General features: G+C 66.4%; 23 protein-coding genes and 1 pseudogene. 11 read left to right on the forward strand and 13 right to left on the reverse strand.

Going from position 1 to position 20,528, the window contains the following annotated elements:
• Nucleotides 1–192: 192 nt before the first annotated feature.
• The 4 genes from AC5P9P_RS12215 to AC5P9P_RS12230 form a co-directional block, all read right to left on the reverse strand.
• Nucleotides 193–678: an OsmC family protein gene (locus tag AC5P9P_RS12215; protein WP_495232816.1), complete on the reverse strand. Its 486-nt coding sequence runs from the start codon at nt 676–678 to the stop codon at nt 193–195.
• 51 nt (nt 679–729) lie between these two features.
• Nucleotides 730–1,497 carry an SDR family oxidoreductase gene (locus tag AC5P9P_RS12220; protein WP_414497621.1) on the reverse strand — a complete coding sequence of 256 codons (768 nt, stop codon included), beginning with the start codon at nt 1,495–1,497 and terminating at the stop codon, nt 730–732.
• A 127-nt stretch (nt 1,498–1,624) separates the two neighbouring features.
• Nucleotides 1,625–2,656: a LysR family transcriptional regulator gene (locus AC5P9P_RS12225; RefSeq protein ID WP_495232817.1), complete on the reverse strand. Its 1,032-nt coding sequence runs from the start codon at nt 2,654–2,656 to the stop codon at nt 1,625–1,627.
• Nucleotides 2,653–2,961: a sigma factor-like helix-turn-helix DNA-binding protein gene (locus AC5P9P_RS12230; protein WP_065186736.1), complete on the reverse strand. Its 309-nt coding sequence runs from the start codon at nt 2,959–2,961 to the stop codon at nt 2,653–2,655. The genes AC5P9P_RS12225 and AC5P9P_RS12230 overlap by 4 nt, the downstream gene beginning before the upstream one ends.
• An 89-nt stretch (nt 2,962–3,050) precedes the next feature.
• Between AC5P9P_RS12230 and AC5P9P_RS12235 the strand changes: the two genes are divergently transcribed.
• The 3 genes from AC5P9P_RS12235 (at nt 3,051) to AC5P9P_RS12245 (ending at nt 4,947) form a co-directional block, all read left to right on the forward strand.
• The gene (locus AC5P9P_RS12235; protein ID WP_139727109.1) at nt 3,051–3,530 is read left to right on the forward strand and encodes a carboxymuconolactone decarboxylase family protein; all 480 of its coding nucleotides are present in this window, start codon (nt 3,051–3,053) and stop codon (nt 3,528–3,530) included.
• A 55-nt stretch (nt 3,531–3,585) separates the two neighbouring features.
• A complete protein-coding gene (locus AC5P9P_RS12240; protein WP_495232818.1) occupies nt 3,586–3,990 on the forward strand; it encodes a cupin domain-containing protein in 405 nt (134 codons plus the stop codon).
• Nucleotides 3,991–4,065: 75 nt separating this feature from the next.
• Entirely contained in the window at nt 4,066–4,947 is an 882-nt protein-coding gene (locus tag AC5P9P_RS12245) for an RNA polymerase sigma-70 factor (protein ID WP_329915348.1), read from the forward strand.
• A 114-nt stretch (nt 4,948–5,061) separates the two neighbouring features.
• Here the strand turns inward: AC5P9P_RS12245 and AC5P9P_RS12250 are convergent, their stop codons facing one another.
• Entirely contained in the window at nt 5,062–5,982 is a 921-nt protein-coding gene (locus tag AC5P9P_RS12250) for an MBL fold metallo-hydrolase (RefSeq protein ID WP_065186739.1), read from the reverse strand.
• 481 nt (nt 5,983–6,463) lie between these two features.
• Here AC5P9P_RS12250 and AC5P9P_RS12255 point away from each other — a divergent pair, with 481 nt between their 5' ends.
• Nucleotides 6,464–7,417, forward strand: a complete 954-nt coding sequence (locus AC5P9P_RS12255) for an alpha/beta fold hydrolase (protein ID WP_495232819.1) — start codon at nt 6,464–6,466, stop codon at nt 7,415–7,417.
• 237 nt (nt 7,418–7,654) lie between these two features.
• The gene (locus AC5P9P_RS12260; RefSeq protein ID WP_184013667.1) at nt 7,655–7,966 is read left to right on the forward strand and encodes a hypothetical protein; all 312 of its coding nucleotides are present in this window, start codon (nt 7,655–7,657) and stop codon (nt 7,964–7,966) included.
• Between the two features lie 43 nt (nt 7,967–8,009).
• Here the strand turns inward: AC5P9P_RS12260 and AC5P9P_RS12265 are convergent, their stop codons facing one another.
• Nucleotides 8,010–8,291 carry a hypothetical protein gene (locus AC5P9P_RS12265; protein ID WP_495232849.1) on the reverse strand — a complete coding sequence of 94 codons (282 nt, stop codon included), beginning with the start codon at nt 8,289–8,291 and terminating at the stop codon, nt 8,010–8,012.
• A 604-nt stretch (nt 8,292–8,895) separates the two neighbouring features.
• Nucleotides 8,896–9,111, reverse strand: a complete 216-nt coding sequence (locus AC5P9P_RS12270; RefSeq protein WP_495232820.1) for a hypothetical protein — start codon at nt 9,109–9,111, stop codon at nt 8,896–8,898.
• A gap of 96 nt (nt 9,112–9,207) precedes the next feature.
• Here AC5P9P_RS12270 and AC5P9P_RS12275 point away from each other — a divergent pair, with 96 nt between their 5' ends.
• The gene (locus AC5P9P_RS12275; RefSeq protein WP_258391660.1) at nt 9,208–9,546 is read left to right on the forward strand and encodes a hypothetical protein; all 339 of its coding nucleotides are present in this window, start codon (nt 9,208–9,210) and stop codon (nt 9,544–9,546) included.
• Here AC5P9P_RS12275 and AC5P9P_RS12280 read toward each other — a convergent pair.
• A complete protein-coding gene (locus AC5P9P_RS12280; RefSeq protein WP_019336574.1) occupies nt 9,543–9,863 on the reverse strand; it encodes a hypothetical protein in 321 nt (106 codons plus the stop codon). The two genes, AC5P9P_RS12275 and AC5P9P_RS12280, sit on opposite strands and share 4 nt — an antisense overlap.
• A 130-nt stretch (nt 9,864–9,993) precedes the next feature.
• Entirely contained in the window at nt 9,994–10,347 is a 354-nt protein-coding gene (locus tag AC5P9P_RS12285; protein ID WP_111187991.1) for a hypothetical protein, read from the reverse strand.
• Between the two features lie 203 nt (nt 10,348–10,550).
• Between AC5P9P_RS12285 and AC5P9P_RS12290 the strand changes: the two are divergent.
• A pseudogene (locus AC5P9P_RS12290) lies at nt 10,551–10,937 on the forward strand (response regulator); the annotation flags it as partial.
• A 107-nt stretch (nt 10,938–11,044) separates the two neighbouring features.
• Here AC5P9P_RS12290 and AC5P9P_RS12295 read toward each other — a convergent pair.
• From AC5P9P_RS12295 to AC5P9P_RS12310, 4 genes are all read right to left on the reverse strand, one after another.
• Nucleotides 11,045–11,494: a GNAT family N-acetyltransferase gene (locus tag AC5P9P_RS12295; RefSeq protein WP_239507117.1), complete on the reverse strand. Its 450-nt coding sequence runs from the start codon at nt 11,492–11,494 to the stop codon at nt 11,045–11,047.
• Between the two features lie 104 nt (nt 11,495–11,598).
• Nucleotides 11,599–12,000, reverse strand: coding sequence for a Rap1a/Tai family immunity protein (locus AC5P9P_RS12300; protein ID WP_345778062.1), 402 nt, complete (start codon nt 11,998–12,000; stop codon nt 11,599–11,601).
• A 46-nt stretch (nt 12,001–12,046) separates the two neighbouring features.
• A complete protein-coding gene (locus AC5P9P_RS12305; protein WP_111187987.1) occupies nt 12,047–12,676 on the reverse strand; it encodes a hypothetical protein in 630 nt (209 codons plus the stop codon).
• A 97-nt stretch (nt 12,677–12,773) separates the two neighbouring features.
• The gene (locus AC5P9P_RS12310; protein ID WP_164133340.1) at nt 12,774–13,757 is read right to left on the reverse strand and encodes a LacI family DNA-binding transcriptional regulator; all 984 of its coding nucleotides are present in this window, start codon (nt 13,755–13,757) and stop codon (nt 12,774–12,776) included.
• A 156-nt stretch (nt 13,758–13,913) separates the two neighbouring features.
• Here AC5P9P_RS12310 and ptsP point away from each other — a divergent pair, with 156 nt between their 5' ends.
• The 4 genes from ptsP (at nt 13,914) to AC5P9P_RS12330 (ending at nt 20,502) form a co-directional block, all read left to right on the forward strand.
• Complete coding sequence (gene ptsP, locus AC5P9P_RS12315) at nt 13,914–16,424, forward strand: phosphoenolpyruvate--protein phosphotransferase (RefSeq protein ID WP_111187985.1); 2,511 nt, start codon at nt 13,914–13,916, stop codon at nt 16,422–16,424.
• Entirely contained in the window at nt 16,421–17,377 is a 957-nt protein-coding gene (locus tag AC5P9P_RS12320; protein ID WP_495232821.1) for a 1-phosphofructokinase family hexose kinase, read from the forward strand. Before ptsP ends, AC5P9P_RS12320 begins: the two co-directional genes overlap by 4 nt.
• An 85-nt stretch (nt 17,378–17,462) precedes the next feature.
• Nucleotides 17,463–19,166, forward strand: a complete 1,704-nt coding sequence (locus tag AC5P9P_RS12325) for a PTS fructose transporter subunit IIC (RefSeq protein WP_495232822.1) — start codon at nt 17,463–17,465, stop codon at nt 19,164–19,166.
• Between the two features lie 82 nt (nt 19,167–19,248).
• Nucleotides 19,249–20,502: a carbohydrate porin gene (locus tag AC5P9P_RS12330; RefSeq protein WP_495232823.1), complete on the forward strand. Its 1,254-nt coding sequence runs from the start codon at nt 19,249–19,251 to the stop codon at nt 20,500–20,502.
• The last annotated feature ends 26 nt before the right edge of the window (nt 20,503–20,528 follow it).

The raw sequence follows: 20,528 nt of genomic DNA on the forward strand, positions 1-20,528 counted from the left end.
AAGTCGGCGAAATGTACGACCCTACCGAGGCAGGCAACCAGCCTGAGTGCCAGAAGAACATGTTGTAGCAAGTCCGAAGAAATCGACTGCATCCAGCCCTTTCAAAGACACCCGGACTCATTCCCAGCCTGCAGGCCAACTACGGCGAGCTTGTCTGAGTTGCCACTTCCCATGGTCGAGCATGGCTCGACTCTACAGAGGCGGAGCCTGCGGGCCGACCCGCACATGCACCGCATGGCTGACGCCGCGATGGAACATCTTGGCGTACGGGCAGACGCGTTCGGTGTTGCGAACGAGTTCGCAGGCAAGGTTCTCATCCATGCCGGGAAGATGTACCACGATCTCGGCCGACAGCAGGTACAGCCCATCTGCCGGATCACGGGCGAAGGTGACCGCCACTTCGATGCTGGGATTGTGCAGCAACAGGCCGGCACGCGCGGCCACCAGCACCAGGGCACCGTGGAAGCAGCCAGCGTAGCTCGCGGCCAGCAGCTGCTCGGGATTGGCGCCGCCGCCAGGCCCGCCGAGTTCCGGCGGCAGGCGCAGGTCCACCGCCAGTGCACCGTCGTCCGACCGCACGACGCCGGACGCCCGCCCGTGCTGGGCCTGGCCACCGCTCACCCGCACGCGGCCGGTGTACAGCGGCTTCACGTCGTCGCCCTGGTAGCGGTCCAGCATGGCGGGCGAAGGAGGCTTCAGCTCGGTCAGTGGCAGGCGATCGATGGCCGCTCAGGCAGGCTGCCGCTGCAACAGGCCCGACTGCTGCAGCCAGGCTTCGAAATCGACCTGCCCCATCCACGCGTGGCCGGCAGGCACCAGCGTCTCGATCTGCAGCGGCGCGCCGAAGTACAGTGCATCGGCGTCCGCCACCACCTGCCGGGAATCACCCGTCAGTTGCAGATAGCGCCTGGCCAGATCCGCCATCGCGCTGCGCTGCGGCCCGGCGATCTCCAGCACGCCATTGGCTGGCGCCTGCTGCGCGATGCGTGCCACCGCTTCGGCAACATCCTCGGCGGCAATCGGCTGCACGTCGGCGGCCGGCAGCCGCACGGCCGTCCCGTCGCCGGCGGACTGGATGATGCCCGGCAGGAACTCGAAGAACTGCGTGGAATGGATGATGGTGTACGGCAGGCCCGAGTCGCGGATCAGCCGCTCCTGGGCGATCTTGCCGCGGAAGTAGCCACTGGCGGCAAGCTTGTCGGTGCCAACAACAGAAAGCGCGACATGGTGGCGCACGCCGGCACGGGTGGCGGCCGCAAGTATGTTGTGGCCGGCGGTCACGAAGAACGAAAGCACTGCTGCGTCTTCGAACGAGGGCGAGTTGGCCAGGTCCACCACCACGTCGACGCCGTCCATGGCGGCATCCAGGCCCTCACCGGTCAGCACATCCACCCCGGTGGAGGGCGCTGCCACCACGATCTCATGCCCGGCGACACGCAGGCGCTCCACCACCTTGCTGCCGATGCGGCCGGTACCACCGATGACGAGGAACTTCATTGCGTGTCTCCTGGAATATAGAGGGGCTACCGGCGTGTGGCCGGGCGCAGGCATCGTAGGTGGCGCGGGCGCGAGGCAGTAGGTCCGTGACCGGCCGCGCACTGTTGCCCGGCGCGCACCAGTACGCTCAGGCCAAGGCAGGCTGTGCGCCTGGCTTCAGAGGGGTGGCCTGCTGGCGTGCTTCCCAGTACGAGATCACATCCAGTTCGAGCGCGCGCACCCGCTGCGTGCTGAAGTCGATGAAGGCACGCACGCGCTTGGGCAGCTGGCGGCGGCTGAGGTAGCACAGGTAGTGACCGCGATCGAGCGGCGCATGCCGATCCAGGCAGGTCACCACCCTGCCCGCCCACAGCGCTTCACGCACCTGATAGCTGGGCAGCTGGGCGATGCCCAGCCCGTCGATGACGGCCTGCAGGGCCAGGTCGGCATCGTTGAACACCAGTGCAGCAGGCGGCTGCAGGTGTACTTCGGCACCGTCGACACGGAATTCCCAGGGCTGCATGCGTCCGCCCGGCAGGCGCCGCCCGATGCAGGCATGCGTGGGCAGCGTGTCCACCGACGCGGGAAGGCCGTGCACCTGCGCGTACGCCGGTGATGCACATACGACCAGCTGCATAGGCACCAGCTGCTTGGCAATCACTTGGCTGTCTTCCAGTAGGCCGTCGCGAAACGCCACGTCGATGCGGTCACCGGCCAGGTCGGGGGCCTGCTCGTCCAGCAGCAGCTCCACGGATACCTGCGGGTACTCGGCACGGAAGGCTGCCAGCAAGGGCGCAATCACCCGACGGCCGAAGCCGTGGCTGGCACTGATGCGCAGGTGCCCGCGCGGCGGGCCCTCGCGCAGGTCGCGCATTTCCTCCAGCGCCTGCAGGATGCAGGTCACGCCCGGGTTGCAGCCCTCGAGGAACAGCTCGCCTTCGCGGGTGAGCGTGGTCGAGCGCGTGGTGCGCAGGAACAACCGCACGCCCAGCTGGCTTTCCAGCTTCTGCACGCTGCGGCTGACGGCCGAGCGGCCGATGCCGAGGCGGTCGGCCGCGCGCGCGAAGCTGCCCTCGGACGCCACTGCAATGAAGGCCAGCACGCCGGCGTAGCTGGTGGAGAAGGACGCATTGAGCGCATCGTGGCCGTCGCTGGCCAGGCGGGGCGTTGCGGCGTTCATGGGTGGCCTGGCTCCGGGCGGGCACGTTGTGCGTGCAGGTGGCTCCGCGCCAGCTTCAACCGTTGCCTGCACGCGGCAAGATCGAGCCCCAGCAGGGGCACGATGTCCTCGAATCCGGCACCCAGCACGTCGTGCAGCAACAGTACCGCACGTGCATCGGGCGGCAGTTCGCGCAATGCGGTGAGGAAGGCCTGCCAGACCTGTTCGCTGGCAGGGCGCGATGCGGTGCGCAGGTGCGATGAGGTGTCCATGCCCGGCAGACGGCCGAGCATCGGCCGCTGTGACAGGACATTGGTGCTTTTCATGCAACAGCGTGCGGCCCGGCCCCCGCCTACCGGCATTGCGAATGCAGGCCTAGCCTCGCTGTGCCCTTCACACGCTACAGGAACACAGCATGACCGCACGCCTGGATTACGCCGCGCAATCCCCCGAACTGTTCAAGAAGCTCGGCCTGTACTCGCATGCCGCCCACACCGCCTCGATCGAAGCGGCCATCATCGATCTGGTCAACATCCGTGCATCGCAGCTCAACGGCTGTGGCTTCTGCCTGGACATGCACGTGAAGGAAGCCACCCTGCGCGGCGAGCGTCCGCTGCGCCTGCATCACCTGGCGGCATGGCGTGAATCAACGCTGTTCAGCCCGCGCGAGCGCGCCTGCCTGGCCTGGACCGAAGTACTGACCCAGCTGCCGGCGCAGGGCGTGCCCGACGAGCTGTACGCACGCGTGCGCGGCCAGCTGTCCGATCAGGAGATTGTCGACCTCACCCACGCGGTGATGGCGATCAACGCCTGGAACCGCGCCAACGTTGCCTTCCGTACCACGCCCGGCACCCTGGATACGGCCTTTGGCCTGGACAAGGCCGGCCTGGCCTGATCCTTCGGCCGCTGCCCCATGCTGCGGCCCTCCTCTACCGCTTTGGAGACCTGCCATGCGTCGCTCTGTTCTGGTCCTGTTTGCGCTGCTGCCACTGTGCGGCGCTGCCGCCACCCCGCCCTCTCCTGCGCCCCAGCCCTTGGTGCGCGAGGTGATGACCCGCGCCCTGCCGGAGCAGCCCGGCAAGGAAGCGCTGATCCTTACCGTGGAGTATCCGCCGGGTGGCGCCGATCCTGTCCACCGCCACGATGCCCATGGCTTCGTCTATGTCCTGGAAGGGCGGATCGTGATGGGTTTGGCCGGCGGCAAGGAAGTCACCCTTGGCCCGGGCGAGGCCTTCCATGAAGGCCCGGCCGATCTGCACACCGTAGGCCGCAACGCCAGCGCCACCGAGCCGGCGAAGTTCGTGGTGTTCCTGATCAAGGACATCGGCAAGCCGGCGGTGCTGCCGCCGCACTGATCGCACGTCCGGCGCTGGCACCAACGACAGGTTCCCGGGTGTCACAATCCGGGGACCTGTCCCGTCTACGCTGGCATGGACGAATCCACTGCGCTGTTCTCACGCCTCCGCCCACGCCTGTTCGGCGTGGCCTACCGCATGCTTGGGTCTTCGCACGAAGCCGAAGACGTGGTGCAGGATGTCTGGCTGCGCTGGCATGGCACCGACCAGTCACAGATCGAGAATCCGGAAGCCTGGCTGGTGGCGACCACCACCCGTCGCGCCATTGATGGCCTGCGCCTGGCCCGGCACGCGCGCGAACACTATGTGGGCATGTGGTTGCCCGAGCCGCTGCTGACCGATGACACTGCCACGCCCGAGTACGTGCTGGAAACCGCCAGCGATCTGTCGGTCGCCTTCCTCAGTGTGCTGGAACGGTTGGCCCCGGATGCGCGTGCGGCTTTCCTGCTGCACGACGTGTTCGATCAGGATTACGCCGTGGTCGCGCGCACCCTGGACAAGACGCAAGCCGCCTGCCGGCAGATCGTGCATCGTGCGCGCCAGCAGCTCCGGCAGGAACGCCCGCGCTACAACGTCCCGCAGGACGTGCACCAGAAACTGCTGCGCCGCTTCGCCGAGGCCGCGTCCAGCGGGGATTTCCGCACGATGAAGGCCTTGATGGCCGAATCGGCCGAGCTGGTGGGTGACGGCGGCGGTATCGTCACCAGCTTCCCCGGGCCGATGGTCGGGGGTGCACGCATTGCCCAGCTGCTGTATGCCCCGCACCTGCGGCGCAGCGCGCAGTTGCGGATGGTGCCGGCCATGCTCAACGGACGGTTGGGACTGCTGCGCTATTTCGATGGCGAGCTGGAGGCGGCGATGGCCTTCGAGACCGATGGCGAGCGGATCACGCAGATCCTGGTGCAGCGCAATCCGCACAAGCTGCAACGTTTGGCCCACCCCACCGCCATCCAGTAGATCCACGCCAGGCGTGGATGGCGTCCGTTGTTGGCCTCGCCCTTGCGGGTTTCGAGCGGGGCGCCGACGCGCCCCGTCGAAAACTCGTGCTTGCGCTGTATCCGCAGGATCCGATCAGAAGTCCCAGAACACCGGCACCCAGCGGAACGTCTCGCCCTCCAGCGACACCCGGCCCACTGACGGGAACGGAAGATGCGTGGCCACCAGCATTTCGCCGGTACCGGCCAGTTCCTTCAGCAGAGCGATGCGTACGCGTGCGGATTCCTCCGGATCGTGCTCAAAACCGTTGTGCCAGTTCGGCTGGTCGAAGCCGACCGCGAACACCGCGTCACCGGCAAAGGTCAGGGCCTGCCCCGCGGACGCTACGCGCACCACGCAGTGGCCCGGGGTATGCCCACCGGTACGGCGGGCCGTCACGCCCGGCGCGATCTGCTGTTCGTCCTGGAAGGTGTGCACATAGCTGCTGTACTCGGCCCAGAAGTGCTTGGCCGTGGCGCGCAGTGCATCGGGGAAGCCCTGCGGCATGTTGGTACGGCTGAAGTCCGGCGACTTCCAGAACTCCACTTCCGCGGCTGCGACGTGGATTTTCAGGTCCGGGCGCAGCCGTTCCTTTACGCCTTCAACCAGCAGGCCGCCGACGTGGTCCATGTGCATGTGGGTAATCACCACGTCGGTGATTTCGCCCAGGTTGATGCCGGCGGCACCGAGGCGGCGGATCAGCTGGCCGGCGCGCGGCAGCTGCAGGTCCGGGTCCATGCCCAGGCCGGCATCGATGAGGATGGTGCGATCACCGCTGTGCACCACCATCACGTTCAATGCCCAGTCGAAGGCATCCTGGGGCAGGTACATCTCTTCGAACCATTCGGCACGGTCGGCGGCCGGCACGTTGTGGCCGAGCATCTGGGTGGGCAACGGCAGGACGCCATCGCTGATCACCAGCACCTCGACGTCGCCCACTTTCAGGGCGTAGCGCGAGGGCACCAGTTCATCGAGGGCGGGAGCAATGGGCGCGGCGGTGTTTTCCATACTGAACATGAGGGATCTCCACGAAGAGCCATTTGGCGGGCAGCAATGCAAGGCTGGCGCGAACGAATCCGGGCGCTTGCCCATGGCGCAGGCCGTGACATTGCCAGGGCACGGTTGCCTGGCAGGCCAGCGCTGCGGAGTTCATGGGAAGACGGGCCACTGCGCGGGCAATGGGTCCGGAACACGGCAGGTGCCGTGTGGGATCAGCCTAGGCAGCACGCCGCAGGTGCGGTAGCTCCGTGAAGGGGTACGTCATGTTGCGTTCCGGGAAGCAATGCAGAACCGGCTGCAATGTCACCATCGCAAGCGCCTCTGGCTCGTTCGGTAGTGCGCAGGTCCAGGTCGGGCAGCTTCGGATGATCATCCAGTCGACCCCACTGTGGGTCCGCGCAATCAGGACGATCTATCAAGAAAGTCGGACTTGTCATATCCCCGATGCCTGATTGCTGGCGCAAAGTACGTCTCACCACCCACCCATGAGAGTTCCCGCATGAACACCTTCGCCCGTACCCTGGCCGTTGCCACCCTCGCCCTCTCGGTCCAGGCCGGCCTGTCCGCGCAGGCCGCCGAACCGGCCACGCCGGCGGCAGTCACCAGCATCGCGCACACCGCCAGCTACATCACCACCGCCGATGGCGTGCAGCTGTACTACAAGGACTGGGGCCCGAAGAACGGCCCGGTCGTGACCTTCAGCCACGGCTGGCCGTTGAACTCGGACAGCTGGGAATCGCAGATGATCTTCCTGGCCAACCACGGCTACCGCGTCATTGCCCATGACCGTCGCGGCCACGGCCGTTCCAGCCAGCCGTGGGACGGCAACGATATGGATCACTACGCCGATGACCTGGCCACGGTGATCAATACGCTGGACCTGCACGATGTCACCCTGGTGGGTTTCTCTACCGGTGGCGGCGAGGTGGCGCGCTACATCGGCCGGCATGGCACCGGGCGAGTTAAGAAGGCCGTGCTGATCAGCTCGGTGCCGCCGTTCATGCTGAAGACCGCCGACAACCCCAACGGCCTGCCGATCGAAGTGTTCGATGGCATCCGCAAGGCACAGTTGGATAACCGCGCGCAGCTCTACAAGGACATCCCGTCGGGCCCGTTCTACGGCTTCAACCGCCCGGGCGCGAAGGTGTCGCAGGGGCTGATCGATGCGTGGTGGGCGCAGGGCATGCAGGGCGGCCACAAGAACACCTACGATTCGATCGCCGCGTTCTCGGCCACCGATTTCCGCGCGGACCTGAAGAAGTTCGATGTGCCAACGCTGGTCATCCACGGTGATGACGACCAGATCGTACCGATCGATATCTCGGGCCGCCAGTCGGCAAAGCTCATCAAGGGCGCCAGGCTGATTGTCTACCCGGGTGCGCCGCATGGCCTGACCGACACCCACAAGGACAAGGTCAACCAGGACTTGCTGACGTTCCTGCAGGAAAAGTGAGTGTACGGGGCTCCGTTGTGGCGGCGGAGCCCTTCCTGCCCAGAGGCAGGGCCGGCACCGGACGAGCGCCGGCTGCCACGTCCGTGCACGATTGCGGCCGTGGGATTTCAAGCCAGTCATGGCGCGCGGTGTGCACTTTGATGAAGGGTTAACCTCCAACAAAGCACACTGCGCTATCACGGCTCTTCTCCGGCGCAGAATCCTTTGCTCCCGTGTCCAGCCCAAGACGACACGGCCATGCACCCTCCCAATGCCTTCCGGATCCATGCGATCCAGCCCCTTCTTGCGCGCAATGGCGCCATCGTTCGCCTCGATCAGTTGCGATCCACCTGCAAGAGCTGCGGCTTGCGCTCATCAATGACGCAGGACGAGGGCATCAAGACGAGTCCATCGGGTACGACGCTCACGTGCCCAGCGTGCGGTGCCACGGGGCTGATGGACGAGGTGGAGATATGGCACCACTGGCTCGAACAGTGCCGGCGGGAACGGATGCTGGCGCTCTTCGATCCCGCACCTGACGAACCTCTGGAGCCTGATGCCCCCGAATGAGAGCGACGCATGGACTGTCCGGCCGGCGCCTCAGCGCCGCGCCTCAACCGTCGCCGGGGTGACGCCCTGCCAGGCTACCCATCGTGAAGGCGTAGCCCGCCTCCTCCAGCAGCGCTCTCATGCGCAGCTCCACACGCCGGGGGGAAAGCAGGCTGTTGGGCGCGTACAGGGCATAGGCGTAGCCTGCGCCGTCGATGATCTCGCGGCGCACGGCGCACTCATTGGATTCGGCAGCCTCGGACCAGACGGACATCAACCTGGCGGGACTGATGGATTGGCCGTTGCGAAGACGGAAGAACAGCCAGCGCACTCCCAGGGAACGCACCGGATTCAACGCCACTGCGAACCCCCGATGCGCCGGAAAAGGTCCCTCAGGACCTCTGGATCCAAGCGTGGATGCTCGTCTTTCGAAGAGCGCGGAAGGTCGATACGTGCGGCGCCGTTCACCAGCGCGGGCAGATCGGACTGAAGGTCGATCCACCACCCCGTGGGCAGCCGGAGCCCCGTGCCCGTTCTATCGTAGATGCAGATCGGAAAAGTCATGGCGTTACTCCTGGATGACCCGAGCATACGCCTGCGCGATGTCAGGTCTGGATGCGACGCCTAGCAAGATGCCGCATCGGCGCGCTTTGCGCATTCGAATACGTGTGCTTCGTCCTGCTGGACCCTGCGGAACGACTCCAGCCAGCCGAACGCTGCGCCACGATTGTGAATCGTTTCGCCAAGCCTTCCGGTCAGGCACCGTGCGCACTCCATCCCGCCAGGACTGGGCGCATCGCAGCAACGGCATTGCGCCATCGTCGTCGTTCTCTCCGGGCGGCACTGGTACATGATCTTGGTCATCAGGCTGATCGCCTGGCTTTGCGAGGACATGCGCGCTGCCTGTCTGCTGCGGAAGCAGCCGCGCGGCGCGCGGCTCCTCCTGTTCCTCAGCGGCGGGTATCGCCGCCGAGACCGCCCTTCTTTTCATCCGCTGGCTTCGGGCTCTCGCGATCCTTGTTGTCCTGCTGCTGTTGCTGTCCTTGCTTGCCGGGCTCCTCCCCGCCGGGCTCGCCCCCCTCGACCTGCCCCTGCTGCACGGGCTGTTCTGCTTCAGCGGAAGCGTTGGAGCGGTCATTCCTGTTCTGTTCGGGGACGCTGTTCATTTCGATTCTCCGTCGCAGCAAGTGTGCTGCCGATTGACTGTGGGCCTGTTGCCGTTACGGGAACGTACGGGGACGCGTCCCATATGAACAAAGGTCATGAACAGGCCCGCAGCAACAAGCGTGTACGGTGGAGTTTCGAAAAGGGGTAACGCCATGATCCATGGAAGAAGCAAGCACGTTGTCGACGTCGAGCGCGAGCTGGCCCACTGGAAAATCGCGTTCAACCTGGGCGCCCTGCCCGCGATGAGCTTCCGATATGAAGTGGCGCCCGTTATCCGGCTTGCCTGCGATATCTATGTGAGAGATCCGCACGGCACCCGGTCGGCATGGATCGACGATCTGCAGGGCAGGCTTGCGAAGCGATCGAGCCTGCGCGGCCATCCTGGGGCAGCGGAGATTGCCGATCGGTGCTGGTCCCTGCTTGGCTGCGCCTAGGCGCGGCTGGCTGCGTGATTCCGCTCGCGCATCAGCTCATCATTCAGTACGTGGACAATGGACATCACCGCGTCGGCAAGTCCACGGGAATCGCTGATGGATCCGTAGAAGTAGATCCTGGCGCCTTCAATGCGAACATCCGCCAGCTGGAGCTGGGACGCCAGGGCTCTGCACTTGATGAGGAACATCTCTGTCCAGCGGGCGCCTGGCGCCAGATCCAGCAGCGCGGTGATGGCCTCGTCGGTGGATGCGTCTACACGCTCATGCAGCAACGGGACATCGAAGCCGACGATTCTTGGGAGCATGGAAGCGTTCACCTGAACATCCTCTCGCTGATGGGCGCTGCGAGTACTGTCCACAATACAACGGATTGCCCCGCGGGAGTGGGCGGCCGGCTGTGCCACTGGTGACCCTCGATGCGCTACGCATGAGCGCGCCCATCTGAAATCACTGGCCAACCTGAGCGTCAACCGTGCCGGCATGCCGCGCGTCCGCCACCGGAATGCGTGAGCGCGACGTACTGACCATTGCCTGCGGCATTTCAAGCGCCTGCACCACCCGATGCTGCGCACGATGCTCGCTGCCCTCGACGCCCACGACGTAAACGAAACGTCCGTCGAATTTGGCCTGTGCGCCCTCGAAGAGATCGTCGGCCTGCAGTGCCCGCTTCAATGACTTCATCCACGCCCGTTCAGGGATGCGGTCCAGCTCCACCACGATGGCAGCGCCTCCGCAGTCCAGGGGCATGCACTCCACACGCAGTACACGTGGCGAAGCGGGGTTGGCGTGGGATCGGTGCATGACGGACACTCCAGTGCAGGGGACGGCGGCAGTATCCATGGCGCTCGCCAAGACGCCGTCAACACGTCCCGTGGCACCTTCCACGCGACGTGGACGGCATCGACAGGCGGGGTCGCTTCGACACCGAGCTGACAACCCACACGCGTCGCGTTGATGCAGCACAGGACACACTGCAGCTCCGATGGCAACGCAGGCATGTGTCAATGCAACCCGATATGAACCAGCGGAATCGATACAGTCTGCTGCTGGTGGAAGACCAACTGGACCTTGTTGCCCTCATGGGACAGGCGCTTGAAGAGGGCGGTGGCCAGGTAACACACGCCTACAGCGTGTTCGATGCATTGGGGCTGCTGGATACGCAGCGATTCGACGGTGCCGTTCTGGATGTGGAGCTTCGTGACGGTGTGGTTTTCCCCGTCGCCGATCGCCTGGCTGAACTCGGCATCCCCTATCTATTCGTTTCTGCGGTGTACGACCAGCTGGTGCCGCTGCGCCATCGGCGCGCCACCTTCGTCGCCAAGCCTTTCCATATCGAGCGATTGCGGGAGGCCGTGCAGCGTGTGATGGGAGACGACGGCGCACCCCCCCATCACTCACTGATCCCCGCTACCCAGCACGGCACGCCTTCGAAGGGCGTGCTGCCTCTGCTATGGTCGCCTGAGTCCTTCGGCGATCCAAAGCGCGGCGGATACGGCCATCAAGGATGAATGGCGAAGATGAAGAAATCATCATCGCGCTGCCATCCGAGACCTTCGTAGAGCGCCTGCGCAGCCGCGTTGTCCTTCGCCGTCTGCAGCTCGATGCGCGCTGCGCCGCGTCTTCGTGACTCTTCAACGGCGTTGATCATGAGGGTGCGGGCAACACCAGTGCGACGTGCTGGTCTATCGACGTAAAGATCATAGAGTACGAAACTTGGGCGTGCGCTGATGGAGTCGAACAGCGGGTACAGCTGGGTGAACCCGACAAGGCCGTCCCCATCTGCCTCTGCCACCAGTACAAGCGAATCGCCTTCTGACAGGCGTGCATGCATGAACTGCCTTGCCAATGGCAGGTCTGCCGGCTGCGCGTAGAACTGGCGATACTTGTCGAACAGCATCGCGACCTGTTCAAGATCTTCCTTGCTCGCCAATCGTGTGCGTGTCTTCACTATTTCGACTCCAGCTTCAGGCGGAACAGAGAGGGCTCCACGAAGGGCGCCGACCTCTCCGCGGAGGAGGCCGACACACCTTGGGCATTGCTGGGTCATGCCCCTCAATCACAGGGAAAGGCCGCCCTCAGCCCATCGACGACCAAGGGTGCAGCATCCTGCTGCAGTCTCCCCTGAGGCAGCTGTCGAAGATGTGATGCGACCCGGTCAACCAGCTCGTGCGGAAGAATCCGGCCTTGGCCACACCACTGCCCGCGGCTGGCATCGGCAACGCCTTGGATATAGGCGCTGGCGCGAGCGCTGGACAGGTTCCGGCACTGCTCGCCGTCGCAGAACCCATCAGCGCCTTTGCCCTGCAGCAGGGTGATGAGTTCGGCTCCACTGACAAGCCAGGTGCGTGCCGGTTGCGTTGTTCCGGCGAAGGCGTGTCCAGCCAGGGCGCAGAGGCCAAATGCGAAGAGCCGACGCATGCGGCGGCGCACGTGGGGGGCGTGATGTCCTTTCATGTCGGGGCCCTTGGCGGTCGTCTCTGTGGGTTCCACGCGGCGTTGGTCAAAGTCGATCGAGCTGGTTGCGCGGATGAAACTCCGGGTCGTCCTGGGCTTCCAGCATGGCCTCCACCAATGTCTCGAAGGGCGCGGTCGCGGTATCCAGGTCCGTGGAAGGCAGGAAGCCGGAGTCCCCCTGGCCGACCAGCGCAATCGCGGCAACGGTCTCCCGCTCACCTTCCTCGGCCCATAGGTAGTCGTGGATCAGTGCCACGCCCCGGTCGCCCGCCTTCAGGAAGTCGGCGGCGCCTCGTGCCACAGCGAGAAACGCGATGAGATCGTAGAGGCTTTCCGAATATGTCAGCGATCCTGCAACAAAATGCGTGCTGCTGCGGTCATAGGCGGCAACCCGGATATTTTCAGCCTGTGCAGATGCCAGGAAGGCTTTCAATGCGGCGCGATTGTCGGGGTAGCGAGCCAGCAGCGCCTGGCAGTCCGCGAGCAGGTGATCCAACGCCTCGTCGCTTGAAGAGGCCAGGTATTCGCCGTTGCCCAGGTGCCACTGCCCGGCGATGCATCGCCAGTCGGACCATCGGGATGCTGAGGGCACGGGTGCCGCCAGCCATCTGGAGAGATCCTCGTGGCCCAACTGCAGGCGGAGCAGCGCTGAATAAGGCTCTGACAAGGCGATCATCCATCGTGTCTGCGTGTACAGATGGCTTGTAACAGACAACGGCTGGCCCGCCAACACCCGGACGGCGCTCCCAGGGTCGCCGCAATCGGGCGTCGAGCTATCGCGCAGCCGTCGACCCTCTGACCACGCACCGGCCCGTCATCACAAGTCGGCGCACCGGCAGCTCCGGCGTGCGCAGGCGTTCAAGCAGCATCGACATCGCGGCCCGCCCCATCTCCTCAACCGGTTGCTCAAGCACGGTGATGCCCGGCACGACCAGCTCGGTCCAGCGTTCGTTGTCGAAGCCGGCCAGTGCCAACGCGCCTGGAATCGCCAGCCCTGCGCCGCGGGCGGCTTTCAATGCCCCCATCAACAGCAGGCTGTTGCTGGTGACCAGTGCTTCGGGGCGCGATGGCGCGGCCAGCCACTGCTCGACTGTCGCGATGGCGGCTTCGGCCGTGGGTTCAACCTCCCGGTAGTCCGGCTCCAACCCATGCGTGCGCATCGCAGCAAGATAGCCGTCGCGTCGCTCGGCCGCAGTGGTGCTGGTGCTGCCGAACAATCCGCCGATACGGCGATAGCCGCGCTCGACCAGGTGTTCGACCAGCCCCGCCATCGCCGCTGTGTTGTCGAGGACGACGCTGTCGATCGAGCCACCGGGTGCGGCACGATCGACCAGCACCGTCGGATAGTCCAGCGTGAGCCGCTCAAGTCGCCCCACCGTGGTCCGGGTCGGCGCGAAGATCAGGCCGCTGATGCGCTCTTCGTGCATCAATTGCAGATACAGCGCCTCCCGCTCCGGGTCCTCATCGGTGTTGCAGAGGGTCACGCGCAATCCTTCGCGATAGGCCACCTCCTCCACCGCGCGGATCAGCGCAGTGAAGAACGGGTTTCGGATATCTGCCACGATCAAGCCGATGATGCCGGTGTGTCGGGAGCGCAGCCGTCTTGCCTGCAGGTTGGGTCGATAGCCGGTCTGGCGGATCGCCAGCTCGACCCTGCGGCGCACGTCCTCGCTGACCGGACCGCCCCCGAGCACCCGTGACACGGTGGATTTGGAGACTCCCGCCACGCGTGCGACGTCGTTGATGCTGATGCTCATTGGAAACGTTCCCGGAAACGTGAGCTGTTCATGGCCGAATGGCTGTCCAGGACAATCCTAACGCCAAAGGACTATTGGCTTTTTGTGCACTGCACATTGAAATGCGGAGTGGGAACGTTCCCAATACGTCCCAGCCACCCCTTCCCGGAGCCCGCTTTGTCGCCCCTGACCTCCCCCTCCCCCGTCAGCCGGGAACTGATCCGCCTGGACGCGCGGGCACAGGACAAGACCGATGCCATCGCCCAGGTAGCCCAGATGCTGGTCGCCGCCGGCTGCGTGGCGCCGGGCTACGAGGCCAGCATGGGACGCCGCGAAGCGCTGGCGAACACCTTCCTCGGCCATGGTGTGGCGATCCCGCATGGGCTCGGCGAGGACCGCCACCTGGTGCGCCGCGACGGCATCGCGGTGCTGCAGTTGCCGGAAGGCGTGGAATGGAACCCCGGCCAGGCCACCCGCCTGGTGGTTGGCATCGCTGCCCAGTCCGATACCCACATCACCCTGCTGCGCAGGCTGACCCGCCTGATCCAGGACGAGGCCGCGCTGCAGCGGTTGTTCAGCACCCCCGATGCGAGCGACATCGTCAATGCGCTGGCCAGTGATGTCGCGGTCACGGCAGCCCACGTGCCGGTGGCGGACCTGGCCGAGCGTTTCGACTGGACCATCGCTTACCCCAGTGGACTGCACGCGCGCCCGGCCACGCGCTGGGCCGAGACGGCGCGGGGTTTCACGGCCCGCGCCCAGGTGCGTGCCGGCGACCAGGCAGCGGACGCCAAAAGTCTGGTCGCGCTGCTGCAACTTGGCCTGCGTCATGGCGATGCCATCAGCGTGTCTGCCGAGGGGGCGGATGCCCCCGCCCTGCTGACCGCGCTGCGCAGGGTCATGGAGGACCTGGTGGCACAGGAAAAGGCCGACGCCGAGCGCGCAGCACAACGCAAGGCCACGCCGGTGGCAGGCTGGAATCCGCCCGAGGCACAGGCTGCCATCGTCGGCATCGGTGCCAGCCCTGGGCTGGCAATCGGCCCGGTGCATGTATTGGCCAACACGCAGGCCGAGGTCGCCGACCGCCCGGCCCCGCTCGGCGAAGGCGGGGCGCGTCTGCAGGACGCGCTCGCACGTACCCGCCAGCAGTTGGCCGCGCTGCAGGATGACACCCAGCGCCGGCTTGGCGCCTCGGACGCAGCCATCTTCAAGGCCCATGCCGCGCTGTTGGACGACACCGACCTGATTACCCGTACCTGCCAGCTGATGGTCGAAGGCCATGGCGTCGCATGGTCCTGGTACCAGGCCATCGAACACATCGCCTCGGGCCTGGCCGCGCTGGGCAACCCGGTGCTGGCCGGGCGCGCCGCCGACCTGCGTGACGTTGGCCGCCGAGTGCTGGCGCAGCTTGATCCGTCGGCCGCCGGTGGCGGCCTGGCCGACCTGCCCGCGCACCCGTGCATCCTGCTCGCGGCCGACCTGTCGCCGTCCGACACGGCCAACCTCGACACTGCCCGCGTGATTGGCCTGGCCACCGCGCAGGGCGGGCCGACCTCGCACACCGCCATCCTCTCGCGCACCCTCGGCCTGCCGGCGCTGGTTGCCGGTGGCGCCGAACTGCTGGCGATCAAGGCCGGCCGCGAAGCGATCATCGACGGCAGCAGCGGGCGGCTCTACCTGTCCCCTTCCGAGGCCGATCTTGCTTCGGCACGCGCCTGGATCGCCGAGCAGCAGCAGATCCGCGCGCGCGAAGCCGCACAACGCGCGCAGCCGGCGCAGACCACCGACGGCCATCGCATCGACATCGGCGCCAACGTGAACCTGCCTGAGCAGGTGCCATTGGCGCTGGAACAGGGCGCGGAAGGTGTCGGCCTGATGCGCACCGAATTCCTGTTCCTCGAACGCGGCAGCACGCCCAGCGAGGAGGAGCAGTACGCAACCTACATGGCGATGGCCAAAGCGCTGGAAGGCCGTCCGTTGATCGTGCGTGCGCTCGATATCGGTGGCGACAAGCAGGTCGCCCACCTGGAGCTGCCGCACGAGGAGAACCCGTTCCTCGGCGTGCGCGGCGCGCGCCTGCTGCTGCGCCGCCCGGATCTGCTTGAGCCGCAGCTGCGTGCGCTGTACCGCGCAGCCAAGGACGGTGCACGCCTGTCCATCATGTTCCCGATGATCACCTCGGTGCCTGAACTGGTCGCACTGCGTGCCATCTGCGAGCGCCTGCGCGCCGAACTCGAGGCACCCGACGTGCCGATCGGCATCATGATCGAAGTACCGGCCGCGGCCGCCCAGAGCGATGTGCTGGCGCGCCACGCCGACTTCTTCTCGATCGGCACCAACGACCTGACCCAGTACGTGCTGGCGATCGATCGCCAGAACCCGGAGCTGGCCGCAGAGGCCGACAGCCTGCACCCGGCCGTGCTGCGCGCGATCCGCACCACGGTGGACGGCGCACGCACGCAGGGGCGCTGGGTGGGTGTCTGCGGCGGCCTGGCCGGCGATCCGTTCGGCGCGATGCTGCTGGCAGGGCTGGGCGTGGACGAACTGTCGATGACCCCGAACGACATCCCGTCCGTGAAGGCACGCCTGCGTGGCAGCGCGCTGGCCGATCTGCAAACGCTGGCTGCGACGGCGCTGGACTGCGAAACCGCCGAGCAGGTGCGCGCCCTTGATGGAGCCCGCGCATGAACGCCCGCGCCGTCACCGTTACCTTGAACCCGGCGATCGACCAGACCGTGCGGCTGGCCAGCCTGCGGCCGGGCCATGTGCACCGCGCCCGCAGCAGCCGCGACGATGCGGGTGGCAAGGGCATCAACGTGGCCGCCTGCCTGGCCGACTGGGGCGTGCCGACCACCGCGCTGGGCGTGCTCGGTGGCGGCAACGACGGTGTGTTCGGCGCGCTCTTCTCCACGCGCGGCATCGTGGATGGTTGCCTGCGTATCCCCGGCAGCACCCGCACCAACATCAAGCTGGTTGACGAGGACAACGGCGAAACCACCGACATCAACCTGCCCGGCCTGGCCCTCGACGATACCGCTCTGGACGCAGTGTCGCGCAGGCTTGGCGCCTTGCTGCTGCCGGGCCTTCCGGTGGTGCTGTCCGGCAGCCTGCCGTCTGGACTGCCGTCCGATGCATGGGCGCGACTGCAGGCGCAGGTCGTCGCCGCCGGTGCGCGCGTGTTGCTGGACACCAGCGGCGACGCACTTGTGGCTGCATTGAGTGACACCGCCGGTGCACTGCCCTACGCGGTCAAGCCCAACCGCCAGGAGCTGGAGGCCTGGACCGGCACCCCGCTGCCGGACCGCAGCGCCCTGCGCGTCGCTGGCCAGGCCTTGGTCGAACGTGGCGTTGCGCTCGTAGCGATCTCGATGGGCACCGACGGCGCGCTGTTCATTGATCGCAGCGGCGCGCTGGTCGCACGACCGCCGCGACTGGCCCAGGGCAGCACGGTCGGTGCGGGCGACGCGATGGTGGCCGGCATCGCTGCCGCCCTGCTGGAGCCGTCCATCGATCTGGACGGCTGCGCGCGGCTGGCGACCTCGTTCTCGATGAGCCGGCTGCAAAGCGGTGACGCACGACGGCTGGACCCGGCGCAGGTACGCGGTTGGACCGGCGATGTACTGATCGAGCGGTTGGATTGACCCCCGGCCGGGAGCACGGCGGTTGGCTTCGGGTTGACCGCAGCGCTTTCGGCAAGCACGAGCCCGAAGAATTCCAGGAGTTTCCATGCACGCTTTCACCGTAGTCATCGCCGCCGGCGAACGCAGCATCGAGGCGGTTCTTGCCGCCGAAGCGCTGCGCCGCGCCGCCCGCCAGCGCGGGCTCGAGCTGATGATCGAGATCCGCAGCGACCAGGGCGTGACCGGCGCACTGTCTGCCTCGGACGCCGCCGCCGCGACGCAGTTGCTGCTGGTGGGTGATGGGGAGGCGGACATCGCGCGCTTCGCCAATGCCGGGATCGTGCATGCCAGCCTGGGCGAGGTACTGGACGACCCGGTTGCGGCGCTCGCACCGCTCGCGGCCGCGGTGTCGGGCAACGCCGGCACGCATGCGGGCAAGCGCATCGTCGCCGTCACCTCCTGCCCCACCGGCATCGCCCACACCTTCATGGCGGCGGAGGGCCTGCAACAGGCCGCCAAGGCGCTGGGCCATGCAATCCGGGTCGAAACCCAGGGCTCGGTCGGCGCGCAGGACGCGTTGAGTGACGAGGAAATCGCTGCCTCCGACCTCGTCCTGATCGCCGCAGACCGCGAAGTCGATCTGTCGCGCTTCGCCGGCAAGCGCCTGTTCAAGAGTGGCACCAAGCCGGCGATCAACGATGGCCAGAACCTGATCCGCAAGGCGCTGGCCGAGGCCGGCGTGCAGGCCGGTACCGCGACTCCGGGCCGCACGGCCGAAAAAACCAGGGCCACCGGCCCCTACAAGCATCTGATGACCGGCGTGTCGTTCATGCTGCCGTTCGTCACTGCCGGTGGCCTGCTGATCGCACTGGCGTTCGCACTCGGCGGCATCTATGCCTTCGATGACGCGCACAAGGGCACGCTGGCGTGGTCGCTGTACCAGATCGGCGCCAAGTCCGGCTTCATGTTGATGGTGCCGGCGCTCGCCGGTTACATCGCCTATTCCATCGCCGACCGGCCCGGCATTGCGCCCGGCATGATCGGCGGACTGGTAGCAGTGAACATGGATGCTGGCTTCATCGGCGGCATCCTGGCTGGCTTCATTGCCGGTTATGGCGTGCACTGGATCAACCGTGCGCTGCGCCTGCCGCGCAGCCTGGAAGGCCTCAAGCCGGTGCTGATCCTGCCGGTGCTGGGCACGCTGCTGGTCGGCCTGTTGATGATGTACGTGATCGGCACGCCGGTCGCCGGGCTGCTGGCGTGGCTGACCGACTGGCTGCGCGGCATGCAGGGCGGCAGCGCGATCCTGCTTGGCCTGCTGCTGGGCGGAATGATGGCGGTGGACATGGGCGGGCCGGTCAACAAGGCGTCCTACGCGTTCTCTACTGCATTGATTTCCAGCCAGGTCTACACGCCGATGGCGGCGACGATGATCGGCGGCATGACGCCGCCGCTGGGTATTGCACTGGCGACATGGCTGTTCAGCAACCGCTTCACCGCCGAGGAGCGCGGCACGGCCGGTGCCGCCGGCGTGCTTGGCCTCAGTTTCGTGACCGAAGGCGCGATCCCCTACGCCGCACGTGATCCGCTGCGCACCATTCCGGCACTCATTCTGGGTTCTGCGGTGGCGGGTGCGATCTCGATGGCTGCTGGCGTCGAGCTGAAGGTGCCGCACGGTGGTGTGTTCGTGCTGCCGATCCCGAATGCGGTCACTCATCTCGGCATCTACCTGCTGGCATTGCTGGCTGGCGTGGCCGTCACCGCAGTCGCGCTGCGCATCCTCAAGAAGCCGGTGACGGCCGCGGCCTGATCCCCCTGCCCTCACGGTCCTTTCGCGGTCCCTGCGCGCGTAGGGGCTCAACGACCTACGCCCTGCACACGGAGCCCCGCCCATGACCTCCCCTTCCCGCCGCCTGCTGCCGACAGCGATCCTGCTGGTCCTGCCGTCGCTGGCCGCAGCCGCCGACGCGAGCGATGTCCTCATCCCCAAGCTTGCCTACACCGGCGAAGCCGCCGCCACGCTCGACGGCGGCAAGCGCAGCGGTACGGCGTATGCCGGCCAGCTGATGTTCGGTGCCGACGTGGACCTGGACGCTGCGTTTGGCTGGAGGGGTGCGACGGTCAAGGCGTACGGCATCAACCGCCACGGCACCAATCTCGCCAACAGCAGCACGGGCAACAGCACCTCGGTGCAGGAAATCTACGGCGGCCAGGGCACGCGCCTGGCCAATCTGACGCTCGAGCAGAAACTGCTGAACGACCGACTGGTGCTGGAAGCCGGGCGCAGCGTCGCCAACATCCACCACCTCGGCTCGGAGCTGTGCCAGTACTTCCAGGGCAACTCGGCCTGCGGCAACCCGACCTACGTGTTCCGCACCAGCAGTTTCACCTGGTGGCCGGTATCGAGCTGGATGGCCGATGCCACGGTCTGGGTGACGCCGGATGTCTACGTTCGCGTGGGCGCGTACCAGGTCGACCCGAGCCAGGCCGAGGACGGCCAGCACGGCCTGAAATGGAGTACGAACCAGGCCACCGGGTGGATCGTGCCGTACACGATCGGCTGGCGCAGCCCGGCATCGGCGCGCTTGAAGGCCCGCTATGAACTGGGTGGCTGGCAGGACAACTCGACCTATTGCGACCCGCTGCGCGATGCCAACGGCATTCCCGCGCTGCTCAGTGGCCAGGAGTACGTGACACGCCACGGTCGCTCCGGTGCGTTCGCGCGCTTCGAGCAGCAGCTTACCGGCGATGGCAATGGTCGCGGCCTGACCCTTTTCGGTGCCGCGCTCAAGGGTACCTCCGGCCAGTTGATCGAGGATCACTTCCTGCAGGCCGGGCTTGTGCAGAAAGGCACGTTCGCCAGCCGGCCGCAGGACAGCATCGCCTTCGTCGTGACCCAGCAGAAGTACAGCAGCATCGCACTGGAAAACCTGCGCCTTGCCCGTGCCGCGGCGGGTGGCAGCGGCACCCCGCACGGAAGCCAGGTGATGATGGAGCTGAGCTATGGCATCCAGCTCACCCCACAGCTTCGGGTCGCGCCGAACCTGCACTACGTCGTGCATCCCGACCAGTTCAATGAACCCGCACGCCAGCGGGACCTGCCGAATGCGCTGATCGCCGGCCTGCGGGTCGATTGGAGTCTGTAGGAGAATCCGTTTTCGTCCACGCGATT

Source organism: Stenotrophomonas sp. YJH_SMC_14-1 (genome assembly GCF_059372275.1).

Bases quoted from the DNA above. Each gene is read 5' to 3' on its own strand.
- AC5P9P_RS12215 (WP_495232816.1), bottom strand. From the start codon at position 678: ATGCTGGACCGCTACCAGGGCGACGACGTGAAGCCGCTGTACACCGGC.
- AC5P9P_RS12220 (WP_414497621.1), bottom strand. From the start codon at position 1,497: ATGAAGTTCCTCGTCATCGGTGGTACCGGCCGCATCGGCAGCAAGGTG.
- AC5P9P_RS12225 (WP_495232817.1), bottom strand. From the start codon at position 2,656: ATGAACGCCGCAACGCCCCGCCTGGCCAGCGACGGCCACGATGCGCTC.
- AC5P9P_RS12230 (WP_065186736.1), bottom strand. From the start codon at position 2,961: ATGAAAAGCACCAATGTCCTGTCACAGCGGCCGATGCTCGGCCGTCTG.
- AC5P9P_RS12235 (WP_139727109.1), top strand. From the start codon at position 3,051: ATGACCGCACGCCTGGATTACGCCGCGCAATCCCCCGAACTGTTCAAG.
- AC5P9P_RS12240 (WP_495232818.1), top strand. From the start codon at position 3,586: ATGCGTCGCTCTGTTCTGGTCCTGTTTGCGCTGCTGCCACTGTGCGGC.
- AC5P9P_RS12245 (WP_329915348.1), top strand. From the start codon at position 4,066: ATGGACGAATCCACTGCGCTGTTCTCACGCCTCCGCCCACGCCTGTTC.
- AC5P9P_RS12250 (WP_065186739.1), bottom strand. From the start codon at position 5,982: ATGTTCAGTATGGAAAACACCGCCGCGCCCATTGCTCCCGCCCTCGAT.
- AC5P9P_RS12255 (WP_495232819.1), top strand. From the start codon at position 6,464: ATGAACACCTTCGCCCGTACCCTGGCCGTTGCCACCCTCGCCCTCTCG.
- AC5P9P_RS12260 (WP_184013667.1), top strand. From the start codon at position 7,655: ATGCACCCTCCCAATGCCTTCCGGATCCATGCGATCCAGCCCCTTCTT.
- AC5P9P_RS12270 (WP_495232820.1), bottom strand. From the start codon at position 9,111: ATGAACAGCGTCCCCGAACAGAACAGGAATGACCGCTCCAACGCTTCC.
- AC5P9P_RS12275 (WP_258391660.1), top strand. From the start codon at position 9,208: ATGAACAGGCCCGCAGCAACAAGCGTGTACGGTGGAGTTTCGAAAAGG.
- AC5P9P_RS12285 (WP_111187991.1), bottom strand. From the start codon at position 10,347: ATGCACCGATCCCACGCCAACCCCGCTTCGCCACGTGTACTGCGTGTG.
- AC5P9P_RS12300 (WP_345778062.1), bottom strand. From the start codon at position 12,000: ATGAAAGGACATCACGCCCCCCACGTGCGCCGCCGCATGCGTCGGCTC.
- AC5P9P_RS12305 (WP_111187987.1), bottom strand. From the start codon at position 12,676: ATGATCGCCTTGTCAGAGCCTTATTCAGCGCTGCTCCGCCTGCAGTTG.
- AC5P9P_RS12310 (WP_164133340.1), bottom strand. From the start codon at position 13,757: ATGAGCATCAGCATCAACGACGTCGCACGCGTGGCGGGAGTCTCCAAA.
- AC5P9P_RS12320 (WP_495232821.1), top strand. From the start codon at position 16,421: ATGAACGCCCGCGCCGTCACCGTTACCTTGAACCCGGCGATCGACCAG.
- AC5P9P_RS12325 (WP_495232822.1), top strand. From the start codon at position 17,463: ATGCACGCTTTCACCGTAGTCATCGCCGCCGGCGAACGCAGCATCGAG.
- AC5P9P_RS12330 (WP_495232823.1), top strand. From the start codon at position 19,249: ATGACCTCCCCTTCCCGCCGCCTGCTGCCGACAGCGATCCTGCTGGTC.